The sequence below is a fragment of the Rhodococcus sp. USK10 genome (assembly GCF_019378875.1).
GTDB lineage: Bacteria > Actinomycetota > Actinomycetes > Mycobacteriales > Mycobacteriaceae > Rhodococcus_F > Rhodococcus_F pseudokoreensis.
Window position 1 is genome coordinate 4,603,174 of record NZ_CP076048.1, and the last position, 13,600, is coordinate 4,616,773.

The window sequence follows — 13,600 nt, forward strand, 5'->3', positions numbered from 1 at the left end:
ACCTGGCGAACACGCGGTCCGTCTATACGGTGTCCACCTACACGCGGGCCGGTGTCCAATCGGGGGTTTCGGTGAGCACCACCTGGTTCAGCAGTGCGGCCGCCCGGCCGACGCCCTCGATCGAACTGACGAGCGCGTCCTCGTGCTCGATGTTGAGCGTGCCGTCGTAGCCGACGGACCGGAGGTTGTAGACGAAGTCGGCCCAGAACTGCTGCCCGTCCGGATGTCCCAGGCCGAGGGTGACGTAGTTCCATGCGCGGTCGTGCGGGGTGGTGATCGGAACGGTGTCGAGCAGACCGTCGTTCTCGGCGTTCCACCGGTTGATCCGGATGTCCTTGGCGTGGACGTGGAAGATGGACTCGCCGAGGGACCGGATGACGGCGGGGATGTCCGCGCCCATCCACATGAGGTGCGAGGGGTCGAGATTGGCGCCGACGACGTCCGCCCCGGCGCTGTCGATCAGCCGGTGCAGAGTCGACACGTTGTGGACGAGTTGGGCGCCACAGGCTTCGACGGCAAGACGCACGTTGGCGTCGCGCGCGAAGGCGGCGAGTTCCTTCCAATAGGGAATTGCCACCTCCTGCCACTGGTAGGCGAGGATGTCCAAGTTCTCCGGCGGCCAGGACGTGGTGATCCAGTTGGGCGACGAGTCACCTTCGGCGCCCGGCAATCCCGACATGAGGACCACTGTCGGGACTCCGAGTGCACTGGCCGCCGTGATGGTGTCGCGGACGACCGTTGCCTGCCGGTCCCCGGTGACCGGGTGGAGTTGGTTGCCGTTGGCGGTGAGCGCGCTGAGGGTCAGCCCGCGGGACGTGATCTTGCCGAGGAACTCCTCCCGCGCCCCGTCGGACGACACGAGGGCGGGCAGATCCGCGTGCGGACTCTCCGACCAGTTTCCCGTGGCGACCTCGACGGACGACAGTCCGTGGGTGCGCGCCAGGTCCAGTGCAGCGTCGAAGGGCAGATGGCTGACCGAGTCGGTGAGTAGTCCGATTTTCATCGCTGTGCACTTCCTGTCGGGAGACGTCGTACACAACTAGTACGTTCTAGTGTCACTCTTTGTCAAGACATATGCACGGCGGCGACGGTGAGCCGGGCACGCTCGCCGCCGCGTCCGCCGCTGCCGTTCACGCCGCTCAGGACGAGAAGCTGACGCCCCGGGTCAGGGTGCCTATCTCCTTCAGCACGCGCTCGCCCTCGCTGCGTTCGCGCTGCCAGATGTTGCGGCCGACGATGATTCAGCGGGCGCCGGCGCGCAGGGTCTGCCCGACGGCGTCGACGGGCTCGTTGACATCTTCGGACTCTCTTACGCTTGATCCTGCCGAACTAGATTGTACTTATCGTACGTACAATCCTATTCGGCAGGATGTGGGTCGCAAATGGGCAAGGGGCAAGGTCGTGGACAACGCCTGGCCGTTTCAACACCTACGATCGAGACATCAGAGAGCCGAAAGGAGCCGCTCCGTGACTACGAGTACCGAGGGTTCGATCGATCGGCAGTCGGTTGTGCCGTACTACCAGCAGCTGGCGTCCGTGCTGGAGGGTCGGATCTCGTCGGGGGCCATCGCCCGCGGAGCCAAGCTGCCCAGCGAGAACGAGCTTTCCGTCCAGTTCGAACTGTCGCGGGCCACCGTCCGTCAGGCCCTGCAGTTCCTGGAATCTCGCGGGGTCGCGCAGCGAATCCCGAACCGCGGAGTGTTCGCCAGCGCCCCCAAGGACGGCACCGGTTGGGTCATCCAGGGCAAGGAGGGCTTCCTCGAGAATGCGATCGGCCACCAGAACCGGTCGGTCAGCACCCGGGTGCTGCGCTCGAGAACTGCCACGTTCCCCGACCACATCTGCCAGGCGCTGAATCTGCCAAGCGCGACAGTGGGTTTCGAATTGGTGCGGGTTCGCTCCCTCGACGGCACGCCCGCGCTGTTCAGTACCAACTACAGCCCGCCGATCCTGACTCCGGTCCTGGCATCCGCCAGCGAGGTGCTCGCCGGCGAGGCGTCGCTGACGACACTGCTGAGGAACGCCGGATTCAGCCTGGGCGGCGCCAACCGCATCATCCGCGCCGCCAGGCCGACGCCGGAGATCGCCGAGGCGCTGGCGATCGACGAGAACGAACCCATGTTGTGCATCCGCTCCACGTCCTGGACGCCCGAAGGTCTCCGGTACGACGTCTACGAAACGTGGGTGCGCAGCGACATCATCCCGCTGGAGGTCGATGTGAGCACGGTCGACCTCGGCAACGTGGCCCGCTGATCCGGGATCGGACGTCAGACGCCCGCGGGTGCCCGAACGATGTCGAAACGCGCTCGCACCCAGGAACGGTCGCCGCGGCTGCGGCCGTCCGGGGTGGGTGTGCCCGGCGGTTGCTCCGCGAATTCCTTGCTCCGCGAATTCCTTGATCCGTGACGCCTTGACCCCGAAGACGCTGTCGCCGATGTCGATCTGCGGATCGCCGTCGACGAAGATGTGCGTGACCAGGGGGCGCAGACCGGCCCGCCACCTGCGTTTCTTCGGCGAGAGGCGCACTCCGCGACGCTAGCGCGGGCGCGTCTGGGTAAGGAAGGACTCCGGGATGGACGGCCATTCGGGCCGCCAGCGACCGTGGCGTTGATCGTCGGCGATCCCGGTGAGGAGTGCGGTGACGGCTTCGCCGCCGTCGGCCACCAGGCGGGGCAGGCCGTGTTCGGCGCAGTCGGCGGCAACGGGAATGAGGACCTGTTTCGCGTCCGTGACCCTTCCCGCGGCGGTTAGGCACCGGGCGAGCAGCATCCTCGCCTCGAGGAGGGCTCGCGGTCGCCGCGCTGTTTCGAGTGTCCGGACCACCGCCTCCACCCGGGCACAAGCTTGGTCGTAGGCGTGGGCGGCCAGGAGCAGCCGGATCTGGGAGTCTTCGTCGATCTCGGTCGTTCGTATGCTGAGGTCGGCAGGTCGGTGTTCTGACGTCGATCGCTCTGTCCGAGAGTGAAATTCGGTGCCCGGTTCCCATCCGCAGCGAATCCGCTCGTTGTCGATCCGCGCGGCGAGCCGCGGCAGTGACAACTTCCGGGCGGTGTCGGCGCCCTCGTCCAACCGCTGCGCGGCCGCGGGCAGGTCACCGCGCAGGGCCTTGATCCGGGCTCCGGTGCCGTAACTGGCGAGCATGAAATCGACGACGCCGCCCTCGGCGCCGAGGCGGTAACTGGCATCCAGCAGGCGCTCGGCCTCTTCGATCGTGCCCTGCTGATACAGCAGGTCACCGAGCAGGGCCCCGGACAGCTGTGCCGCATACGAGTGGACGCCGACGGTGGAAACGGCGAGGTCCCAGGCGGCCCGGAAGTGATCCTCGGCGGCGGTGATGTCGAGGAGTTCGTTGGCGGCGATACCGGCGAAACAGTACCCGATCATCCCGAAGTGCGGGCCGTGGGTCTGCTGGTGGTAGGGCCGTGCCCAGGCCTGCCGGCGGCGGGCGGCGTCGAAGTCGAAGGTGCAGATGTCGGCGAAGGAGGTGACGTCGGCTGCCGCGGCGACGACGAAGGGCGGCAGGGTGTCTGGTCGCTCGAGGCATTCGCGGACTTGATCGCCGGCCTCGTCGATGACGTCGGCGTGGCACCGACCGACATCGGCGATGACTGCCGCCTCCACCCGCAGATCGATTACCTGCGCCTCGGGCAGGGTGTGCTCGTCGAGGGCGGCCTCGACCCGTGCCAGGGCGGCCTGCATCGGCTCGAGGCGATGCAGCAGGACATTGGCCCATGCCACGATCAGCTGGAGCCGGGCCCGGTTCTGTGCGAGCAGTGCGGGCAGTTTCGCGACCAGAGCGAGGACCGTCCCCATCTTCGAGCTTTCGATCAGGCTCATCGCGTGCGACTCGACCAGGTCCACGGCACGGTCGTCATCGCCGGCGGCCAGGGCATGATCGACCGCCTCGCCGAGCGCGTGGTGGTCGGCGAACCAGTCCGACGCTTTCCGGTGCAACTGTGCGAGTTGCTCGGGTGCGTCGCGCTCGAGCCGGCGTCGGAGAAACTCGGCAAACAGATGGTGATAGCGAAACCAGTCCCGGTCGTCGTCGAGGCTGCGCAGGAACAGATCCCGCTCTTCGACCTCCTCGAGCAGCACCTGCCCGCGGGTCGTGTCGGCAAGGACCCCCGCGAGGTCGCCGCAGATTCGTTCCGGAATCGAGGTGGCCATCAGGAAGTCGAGAAGTTCGGGTTCGAGTGCGCTCAGCACATTCTCGGCCAGGAACTCACCGATGGCGTGATGTCGCCCGGACAGGTGCGCGATCAATTCGCCTGCATCGGATCGGCCGCGGAGCGACAGGGACGCGAGCTGCAGAGCGGCCACCCACCCGTCGGTGGAACGGGTCAGCGCGGCGAGCTCGGAATCGGCGAGCGCGAGTCCGTTCACGTCGACGAGAAACCGGGTGGATTCGTCCAGGTCGAACCGCAGGTCGGCGGCGGTGACCTCGACCAGTTCGTCGCGAACCTTCATTCGGCCCAGCGGCAGTCCGGACCGGGTCCGGCTGGTGACGATGAGCTGAAGGTGGTGGCAGCCGTTGTCGAGCAGGTAGCCCAGGGCGGCGAGGGTCGCGGAATCGGTGACCCGGTGCCAATCGTCGATCATCACCGCCACCGGCAGCCCTCGGTCGTGCACCTCGTCGACCAGTGAGGTCAGCACGTAGCGGTCGGCGTCGGCCCCGCGGTCCTCCAGTACCTGACCGAGATCGTGACCCAGGGTGGGCTGCACACGCCGGATCGCCTCGATCAGGTGCGCGAGAAACCACACGAGGTTGTTGTCGTCGTTGTCGACGGAGAGCCACGCCACCGCAGTGCCTCCGGCGACGAGCACCTCGCGCCACTGGGCGGCGAGGGTGGACTTGCCGTACCCGGCGGGCGCATGGATGAGTACCAGTCGGCGCCGCCTCGCGGCCCGCAGAGCCTCGAGCAGCCGTGCCCGGCGGACCAGGGCCTTCGGTGCGGTGGGTGGCCGGAACTTCGTCGCCGGAGTCGGCGGCGCACGCCGCACACGTTGCGTGCCGGCGGGTGTCTCGGTCGGCACGGGCACCGATTCCGGCGCGACCGCGGGCGCGTCGGCGAGCGCTCCGGCCCGGGCCTGAGTGTCGCGCAACTCGTCCCCGAACTCCGCAGCCGTGTGTGGGCGAGCCGTCGGTTCGGCGGCCATGGCGTGCCCGATCACCGCCGTCACCGCACCGGGAATGGCCGGATCCCGCAGATCCGGCACCGGCTCGGTGGTGATCCGCACGAACTGGGCGACGAGCTGTTCGCCGCTGCGGCGTTCGAACGCTGCGTGCCCGGTCAGTGCGCAGAACAAGCTCGCGCCCAGGCTGTAGATGTCGGACGCCGGGGTGGGGCTCTGCCCGGCGAGGACCTCGGGGGCGGTGAACGCGGGCGAACCAGTGATCACACCGGTACCGGTCTCGAAGCCCCCGGGAATTCGGGCGATCCCGAAATCGGCCAACTGCGCGTCGCCGTACTCGGTCAGCAAGATGTTCGCCGGTTTGACGTCGCGGTGCACGACCCCGGCCCGGTGGGCAGCCTCGAGCGCCCCGGCCAACGCGATCCCCAGATTCAGCGTATCGGCCCAGTTCAGGGGGCCGGTGCGGCGGATCGTGGCGTCGAGCGAGCCGTACCGGTGATACGGCATCACGAGGTAAGGCCGGCCTGCCGCGGTGGTGCCCACCTGCAGAACGGTGACGATGTGGGGGTGCCCGGACAGCCGGCCCATCGCCCGCTGCTCGCGCAGGAACCGCTCCAGATCCTCTGGCGCCGGGTCCGCGGCGAGTACCTTGACCGCGACCGTGCGGTCCAAATGCGGCTGACGGCATCGGTAGACGACGCCGAACCCTCCGCGGCCGATTTCTTCGAGGTCGGTGAATCCGGCAGCGTCCAGCTCTGCCGTGATGTCCCCGGCGTTGTCACGCTGGGTGGCAAACGGATCGAATTCGGCCATCGCACACCCCATCCCGGTCGGCGTCACCACACCGGTGCCAGGCTCGAGTCATCCCGTCGTCGGCAGGCGGGTGATCCCAGAGTATCCCCGCGACCGGTACCAGGGGGCAGCGACCGGGGACGCCGATCGGCGGCCTTCGAATATCGACCTGGTAGGGCAGAGGTGTTTCACATCGGAACACAGGTGGGTTGGAACATGCTCTTACGTTTGATCCACACGCCGTGGCGACCGTCACAAGGTCGCCCCGCCGATGCCAAGGATCACAAACATCCTCGGCCCCCGCCCTGCTACCACTGAGCCTGCTTCAGGAGAAACACATGACAAGCACGACCTCGTCGCCGCCCGCGATGACTCCCCGTCGCGCGGCGACGGCCGCGCTCCTCGGCAGCGCACTGGAGTACTACGACTTCTTCGTATACGGCGCCGCAGCCGCCTTGGTCTTCAACGTGCTGTTCTTCCCCTCCGGCGATCCCACCGTCGCGCTCATCGCATCGTTCGCCACCTTCGCCGTGGGGTATGTCGCCCGCCCGGTCGGCGCTGTGGTGATGGGTCACTTCGGCGACCGGCTCGGCCGCAAACGCGTCATGCTGGCCACCGTCGTGATGATGGGTGTCGCGTCCTTTGCCATCGGGTGCCTTCCGACGTATGACCAGCTGGGCCTGGTCGCCCCGGTGCTGCTGGTCGCCCTCCGCGTCGTGCAAGGATTCTCCGCGGGTGCCGAATCGGCGGGTGCGTCGACGCTGACCGTCGAGCATTCCCCGGTCGGGCGCCGGGGATTCTTCACCAGTTTCGTCATGGTCGGCTACGCCGTCGGCTGCTCACTGGCCACCGTCGTGTTCCTCCCGATCGCGATGCTGCCCCACGACGCGCTCTACACCTGGGGCTGGCGAATTCCCTTCTGGCTCAGTGCCGTAGTCGTCGTCATCACCTACTACGTGCGAAGCCATCTCGACGAAACTCCGGCCTTCACCGAAGCGCGACAGGAAGATCAGGTCCGGAAGCGACCGCTGAACGACGTGCTCACACACCATTGGCGCGACGTGATCCGGGTCGCTGGAGCATCACTGATGGCGTCGATGCAAACCCTGTTCGCCGTGTTCAGCCTCTCGTACGCCACCTCGGTCGGGGTGGATCGAGGCACGATGCTCGCCATCATTTCCGGGTCGATAGCCCTGTCGATCATCGGCATCCCGACAGCCGGCTACCTCTCCGACGTCATCGGCCGGAAGCGAACGATGCTGATCGGCGCTGTCGGCGGTGCGCTCAGCATCTTCCCCTACCTGTGGGCGATTTCGACGGCGAATGCCATGCTGATCGCGATCTTCGCGTTCGTCAACATGTCGCTGTTCTTCAGCTGCTACAACGGCGTGTGGACGTCGTTCTTCGCCGAGCAGTTCCCGGCACCGGTGCGATTCACCGGCATGGCTGTGAGCAACCAGCTCGGGAACCTTCTTGCAGGATTCGCTCCATTGATCGCCGCCGTGCTCCTCGGCGCGGGCCCGTCGGGCTGGCTTCCGGTCGCATTCTTCGGTGCGATCGCCACCGGAATCGGTGCGATCGCGGTTATCGGAATGCGCGAGACGTCGAAGACCCCGGCAGAATTCCTCGGCGGCCCGAGAGCTGAAGAGCTGATCGGTCAACTGAGCTCGCCCCAACCTGCCACTCCTGCAGCACGCCCTGCAGACGCAACGATGAGCTAGCCCACCGAGAACTCCTGAATGAACAGATCCCCGACGATCCACTGTCCGGGGGTCTGTTCATTCGGCCCGGGATCTTCGCGGCACGGGCCTTGTTTCCGGATACTTCCCACAGCGCGCCCTCGATTCTCTCGCGCCCGATCGCGCGCAGTAGTTTCCACAAGGTGTTTCACATTGGAACGCGGTTGTGCTGGACCTTGCTTTTATCCTTGATCCAAACGCGGTGGCGGCTATCACATTACGACTGCCCACATTACGACTGCCCCGGCGGGTAGGGCACAGAACGCGGAAAAGAAATCGACCGCCTGACCCAGCAATCGTGCAGTGCCGCTCCGCCCCAACTTCTTTCACCCTTTTCTTCTCTGCATCGGAACGACACAGGAGTTCGTCATGTCTGCACAGACCACACCCCGGATCGTTGACGCCGTGGTCATCGGCGCCGGATTCGGCGGTATCTACGCCGTCCACAAGTTGCACAACGAACTCGGCCTGACCACGGTGGGTTTCGACAAGGCCGACGGCCCGGGCGGTACCTGGTATTGGAACCGGTACCCGGGCGCTCTGTCCGACACCGAGAGTCATGTCTACCGGTTTTCTTTCGACGAGGATCTGCTGCAGGACGGCACCTGGGAGCACACGTACATCACCCAGCCCGAGATCCTCGACTACCTCGAGGGTGTGGTCGACCGGTTCGATCTGCGCCGCCACTTCCGTTTCGGCACCGAGGTCACCTCCGCGGTCTACCTCGAGGACGAGGCCTTGTGGGAGGTGACCACCGATACCGGTGAGGTGTTGCGGGCCACGTACGTGATCAACGCCGTCGGACTGCTCTCGGCCATCAACTTCCCGGACCTGCCCGGTCTGGACACGTTCGAGGGTGAGACCATCCACACCGCCGCGTGGCCCGAGGGCAAGAGCCTCGCGGGCCGCCGGGTCGGGGTGATCGGTACCGGTTCCACCGGCCAGCAGGTCGTCACGGCGCTGGCGCCGGAGGTCGAGCACCTGACGGTGTTCGTCCGGACGCCGCAGTATTCCGTGCCGGTCGGCAAGCGTCCCGTCACCACTGAGCAGATCGACGCGGTCAAGGCCGATTACGACCGGATCTGGTCGCAGGTCAAGGGGTCGTCCGTGGCGTTCGGTTTCGAGGAGTCCACGGTGCCGGCGATGAGCGTCTCGGAGGAGGAACGCCGGCGTGTCTTCGAGGAGGCGTGGCAGCACGGCGGCGGTTTCCGTTTCATGTTCGCGACCTTCGGTGACATCGCCACCGACGAGGAAGCCAACGAGGCGGCGGCGTCGTTCATCCGCGCCAAGATCGCCGAGGTCATCGAGGACCCGGAGACGGCGCGCACATTGACCCCGACGGGCCTGTTCGCCCGGCGTCCGCTGTGCGATGACGGCTATCACCGGGTTTTCAACCGGGCGAACGTGGAGGCCGTCGGCATCAAGGAGAACCCGATCCGGGAGGTCACCGCCCACGGTGTGGTGACCGAGGACGGTGTTCTGCACGAGTTGGATGTGCTGGTTTTCGCGACCGGGTTCGATGCCGTGGACGGTAATTACCGGCGGATGCAGATCCGGGGCCGGGATGGTGTGAACATCAACGATCACTGGGGCGGGCAGCCGACCAGTTATCTGGGGATTTCCACGGCGAATTTCCCGAACTGGTTCATGGTGCTGGGCCCCAACGGTCCGTTCACGAATCTGCCGCCGAGCATCGAGACGCAGGTCGAGTGGATCAGCGAGACGATCGCGTATGCCGAGCGCAGTGGGTTGCGGGCGATCGAGCCGACGCCGGAGGCGGAGGCGGAATGGACCGACACCTGCACCGAGATCGCGAACATGACGGTGTTCACAAAGGTCGATTCGTGGATTTTCGGCGCGAACATTCCGGGTAAGAAGCCCAGTGTCCTGTTCTATCTGGGTGGTCTGGGCAATTATCGCGGCGTCCTCGCCGACGTCACCGCCGACGACTACCGCGGCTTCGAACTGACCTCCGCCGACACGGTCGCGGCCTGACACCCCTCACCACCACAGGAGAACGCCCATGGGTGTGTACACCACCATCGACCCGGTCACCGGGGACCGGAACGCGCAATACCCGGAGATCACGGACGCCGAGTTGGATGATCTCGTGGGACGGAGCACCACGGCCTATCGCTCCTGGCGGACCGCTCCGCTGGAGCGGCGCCGCGCCGTCCTCACCCGGGCCGCCGTGATCCACCGGGAACAGGCCGACGAGCTGGCCAAGCTCCTCACCCTGGAAATGGGCAAGCCGATCGCGCAGGCCAGAGGCGAGGTGGAGCTGGTGGCCTCGATCTACCAGTACTACGCCGACCATGTGGACGACTTCATGGCGGACGAGCCCCTCGACATCACGGGATCCGGCACGGCCGTCGTCCGCACCGAGCCGATCGGCCCGCTCGTCGGGATCATGCCGTGGAACTACCCCTACTACCAGGTGGCACGCCTCGCTGCCCCGAACATCGCTCTCGGCAACACGATCATCGTCAAGCACGCCCGGAACTGCCCCCAGTCCGCCCTCGCCATCGAACGGGTCCTGACCGAGGCCGGTCTGCCCGCGGGCGTCTACCTCAACGCCTTCATCTCTTCGGCGCAGGTTGCCGACGCCGTTGCGGATCCCCGCGTCCAGGGCGTGTCGCTGACCGGATCCGAGAAGGCCGGGTCCGCCGTCGGCGAGATCGCCGGCAGGCACATGAAGAAGTGCGTGCTGGAACTCGGCGGCTCGGACCCGTTCATCGTGCTCGCCGACGCCGATGTCGACGCCGCGGCGGCCGCCGCCGTCGTCGGCCGCCTCGGCAACGGCGGGCAGGCCTGCACCGCGTCGAAACGGTTCCTCGTGGAGGAACGTGTGTACGACGAGTTCGTGCGGAAATTCGTCGACGGGATGTCCGGCTGGCAGCCCGGCGACCCGACCAGCCCCGAGACCAAGCTCGGACCGATGGCGTCGAACTCGGGAGCCGAGGAGCTGGACGAGCTTGTCCAGGAAGCGATCTCACACGGAGCTGAAGTTCTGTTGGGTGGTGGGCGGCCGGAGGGGGCCTACTACCCGCCCACCGTCCTGACCGGCGTCACACGCGAGATGCGCGCCTTCGACGAAGAACTGTTCGGTCCGGTGGCGGTAGTCCACCGCATCGGCTCCCTGGAGGAGGCGATCGAACTGGCCAACGACTCCCCGTTCGGGCTTTCGTCGAGCGTGTTCACCTCGAGTCCGGAGAAGGCCGACCGCGTCGCCGCGGAACTCGAGACCGGCATGGTGTGGATCAACAGCACCAGCAAGAGTTCGCCCGACCTCCCGTTCGGCGGCGTCAAGGGGTCCGGCGTCGGTCGCGAGCTGGCCCGGTACGGTTTCAACGAGTTCGCCAACAAGAAGCTCGTGCGAAACCCACAGGGACAGAAGTAATTCAGTCGTGGATGGGAGGCGCTCCGATCATGCCGGGGCGCTTCCCCCCGGGGTTGCGAACGAGGGGAGCAGCGTGGCGACGAGCCGCTTTCCGAATCCGTCGTCCATGGGCGAGCCGCTCAGGAAGAACCGGTAGTAGATGGGGCCGAGCACGAGATCCGTGACCATTTCGGGGTCGAGGTCAGCCCTCAACTCTCCTCTGGCGATACCGCGTTCCACCAGCGCGCTCACGTCCGCCAATCGGTGGCTCACCACCTGCTCCCGGTAGACACGTGCGAGCTCGGGGTCCGCGGCGACCTCCGAGACCAGGCCCTTCATGACCAGGCCCATCAGCGAGGTGCACATGAGTTCGACGGTCCGGTCGACGAGCGCCGTCAGCTCGGTGGCGGTATCCGCGCGATACGGTTGCGTGCTCACCTCGTCGACCATGTCCAGCAGGACGGCCAGGGCCAGATCGTTCTTGGACCGGTACCTGCGGTAGATCGTGGTCTTCGCCACTCCCGACCGTGCCGCTACGCCCTCGACGGTCAGGCTTCCGAATCCGTTATCCGCCAGTAGTTCCCGTGTGGCGTCGAGGACCACCCGCTCCGTCCGGGCGCGCCGCTTCTCGTGACCGGATCCTGCGGTCCGGGGCGTTCTACCATCGCTCGCACTCGAGTCCTTCATGTCGACAGCCTTTCCGTAGCTCACCATCGAGTGCTATTATCGCTACGCGACGTATCGTTTTGCAAATTACTCACTTCTTCAGAACCGCTCACGAGGAATACTCATGGCTACAGATCGCTACCAGCGCGGCCTCGACCGCATGATGGAGCTCGTCTCCACCGACCACGTCAACACGTTCGACCACGTCAAGCTCGTGGAGTCCTACAAGAGCCTGGACGCGGACCTGTCCGACTACATCGTCTCCTTCGCCTTCGGCGACATCTACTCCCGCGATGGCCTCACCCAGCAGGAGCAGACGATGGTGACGATCTCCACGCTCGTCGCCCTGGGTACCGAACCCCAGTTGAAGCTGCACATCAACACCGGCTTCAACGTCGGGCTGACCAAGGAGAAGATCGTCGGTGCCCTGATCCACTGCATCCCCTATATCGGGTTCCCGCGCGTGCTCAACGGCCTGACTCTTGTCAAGCAGGTCATGGCGGAGCGCGGCCTCACCGAGGGCTGAGAGGTTGCCGCCCGGCGCTTCCCATATACATCTCACACTCGAGGAACGTTCATGCACTTGATAATTGGGCTCGGACCCATCGGTGGAAACATCGGAGCACATCTCGCCCAACTCGGGCGGGAGGTGTACGGCTACGACTTCGACGCGGAGCGCGTCCGCGAGTGGTCGGAGGAGACCCGGTCGCCGGCCGGCAGCGACCTGGCAGCTCTGGACTGGCCGTCCGTGGACAGCGTTCACGTCGCCGTGCGGCTGGCGGACCAGGTGTCGTCCGTCTTCGCGGCGCTCCGGGAGCGCACCACGCGGCCGCTGACCGTTTTCGTCCACACCACGCTGGCGCCGGAAGACGCCCGGAAGATCATGCCCTCGGCCCCGGACGACTGGCGCGTCTTCGAAGCCCCCGTGTCGGGCGGCCCCCAGGGTGCGCGCCGAGGCTCGATGACCATCTTCCTCGCCGGACCCGACGCCACCCCCGCCGAGGACCGACTGCTGGGCGACATCTCCGGTCGCGTGTTCCGCATGGAATCCTACGGTCAGCCGGCCCTGGTGAAACTCCTCAACAATGCGCTGGCCACCTACAACCTGGCCGCCACCGCACGGATGCTCGATCTCGCGGAGAATCTCGGCACACCTGCCGCGGGCCTCCTCGAGGTGATCGGGGTATCGACCGGCCAGAGCTGGATGAGCGACAATCTCGTCGACGTCCAATACGACTTGCTGCTCAAGGACGTCGAGCTGCTCCGCGGCGAAATCGGTTCGCTCCCATCGGCAGATCTCGACGACAACGTCGAACAGGCGATCCTGCGGGCGCGTGCCCTGCTGGGCGCCCGCTAGGTTCGTCTCCCACCGAATCCGGCGCTGCCGACGTCGGTGTGAAAGTCCGCCGTCATCGTGAGGTGAGCCGGATGACCGGGTACACCCGATCGGATTTGCTCTGATACTTCGCGATGCGGGGCTGGGCGGCGGCGATGCGCTGCCAGGCCTGCTCACGGTCGGCGCCCTCGAGTTGCTGCGGGACCACGGGGGTGGCGTCGGTGCCGGGCAGTTCGATCGACACCTCGCCGGGGTGCGCCATCAGGTTGGCGTGCCAGTCGGGATTCTGGCTCCCCCCGCCCGACGCGACGACCAGCCGGGCGTCGTCACCGTCCGGGAACCAGGCCAGGGGTGACTGCCGTGGCTGACCGCTCCGGCGGCCCACCGTGTTGAGGATCAGCACGTCCATGCCCATGAACTGGCCGTGGCCGCGTCGGATCTTGCGGTTCATGCGTGCGTTCATCTTCCGCTGCATCCACCGCGAAAATGCACTCGGCGTACCCGGCTTGCGCTCGCCTGCTCGGTTGTTCGTGGTCATGTGCTCTCTCCCATCGG

At 66.4% G+C, this 13,600-nt stretch carries 10 protein-coding genes and 1 pseudogene; 6 read left to right on the forward strand and 5 right to left on the reverse strand.

The genetic code is table 11. From position 1 onward, the window contains the following. Window positions 1–37 precede the first annotated feature (37 nt). Window positions 38–1,003, reverse strand: coding sequence for a sugar phosphate isomerase/epimerase (locus tag I1A62_RS28185; protein ID WP_219455552.1), 966 nt, complete (start codon window positions 1,001–1,003; stop codon window positions 38–40). 464 nt (window positions 1,004–1,467) lie between these two features. Here I1A62_RS28185 and I1A62_RS28190 point away from each other — a divergent pair, with 464 nt between their 5' ends. Beyond that, window positions 1,468–2,253 (forward strand): GntR family transcriptional regulator, encoded by a 786-nt coding sequence (locus tag I1A62_RS28190; protein WP_219455553.1) that lies wholly within the window; start codon window positions 1,468–1,470, stop codon window positions 2,251–2,253. 14 nt (window positions 2,254–2,267) lie between these two features. On the opposite strand, the pseudogene I1A62_RS46585 reads toward I1A62_RS28190, so the two are convergent. Both I1A62_RS46585 and I1A62_RS28195 read right to left on the reverse strand, forming a co-directional pair. After that, window positions 2,268–2,487 (reverse strand): annotated as a pseudogene (locus I1A62_RS46585) (hydroxyquinol 1,2-dioxygenase); the annotation flags it as partial. Window positions 2,488–2,535: 48 nt separating this feature from the next. Further along, window positions 2,536–5,946 (reverse strand): serine/threonine-protein kinase, encoded by a 3,411-nt coding sequence (locus I1A62_RS28195; protein WP_219455555.1) that lies wholly within the window; start codon window positions 5,944–5,946, stop codon window positions 2,536–2,538. Window positions 5,947–6,263: 317 nt separating this feature from the next. Between I1A62_RS28195 and I1A62_RS28200 the strand changes: the two genes are divergently transcribed. The 3 genes from I1A62_RS28200 (at window position 6,264) to I1A62_RS28210 (ending at window position 11,064) form a co-directional block, all read left to right on the forward strand. Continuing rightward, window positions 6,264–7,646, forward strand: coding sequence for an MFS transporter (locus I1A62_RS28200; RefSeq protein WP_257890564.1), 1,383 nt, complete (start codon window positions 6,264–6,266; stop codon window positions 7,644–7,646). 387 nt (window positions 7,647–8,033) lie between these two features. Continuing rightward, window positions 8,034–9,659: an NAD(P)/FAD-dependent oxidoreductase gene (locus tag I1A62_RS28205; RefSeq protein WP_219455557.1), complete on the forward strand. Its 1,626-nt coding sequence runs from the start codon at window positions 8,034–8,036 to the stop codon at window positions 9,657–9,659. A 28-nt stretch (window positions 9,660–9,687) separates the two neighbouring features. Continuing rightward, window positions 9,688–11,064 carry an NAD-dependent succinate-semialdehyde dehydrogenase gene (locus I1A62_RS28210; protein WP_219455559.1) on the forward strand — a complete coding sequence of 459 codons (1,377 nt, stop codon included), beginning with the start codon at window positions 9,688–9,690 and terminating at the stop codon, window positions 11,062–11,064. Window positions 11,065–11,091: 27 nt separating this feature from the next. Here the strand turns inward: I1A62_RS28210 and I1A62_RS28215 are convergent, their stop codons facing one another. Then, window positions 11,092–11,757 (reverse strand): TetR/AcrR family transcriptional regulator, encoded by a 666-nt coding sequence (locus tag I1A62_RS28215; protein WP_257890565.1) that lies wholly within the window; start codon window positions 11,755–11,757, stop codon window positions 11,092–11,094. A 76-nt stretch (window positions 11,758–11,833) separates the two neighbouring features. Between I1A62_RS28215 and I1A62_RS28220 the strand changes: the two genes are divergently transcribed. Both I1A62_RS28220 and I1A62_RS28225 read left to right on the forward strand, forming a co-directional pair. Beyond that, the gene (locus tag I1A62_RS28220; protein ID WP_219455560.1) at window positions 11,834–12,235 is read left to right on the forward strand and encodes a carboxymuconolactone decarboxylase family protein; all 402 of its coding nucleotides are present in this window, start codon (window positions 11,834–11,836) and stop codon (window positions 12,233–12,235) included. 51 nt (window positions 12,236–12,286) lie between these two features. Beyond that, window positions 12,287–13,066 carry an NAD(P)-binding domain-containing protein gene (locus tag I1A62_RS28225; protein ID WP_219455562.1) on the forward strand — a complete coding sequence of 260 codons (780 nt, stop codon included), beginning with the start codon at window positions 12,287–12,289 and terminating at the stop codon, window positions 13,064–13,066. Window positions 13,067–13,118: 52 nt separating this feature from the next. Here I1A62_RS28225 and I1A62_RS28230 read toward each other — a convergent pair whose 3' ends face one another. Beyond that, a complete protein-coding gene (locus I1A62_RS28230; protein WP_124391898.1) occupies window positions 13,119–13,583 on the reverse strand; it encodes a nitroreductase family deazaflavin-dependent oxidoreductase in 465 nt (154 codons plus the stop codon). Window positions 13,584–13,600 lie beyond the last annotated feature (17 nt).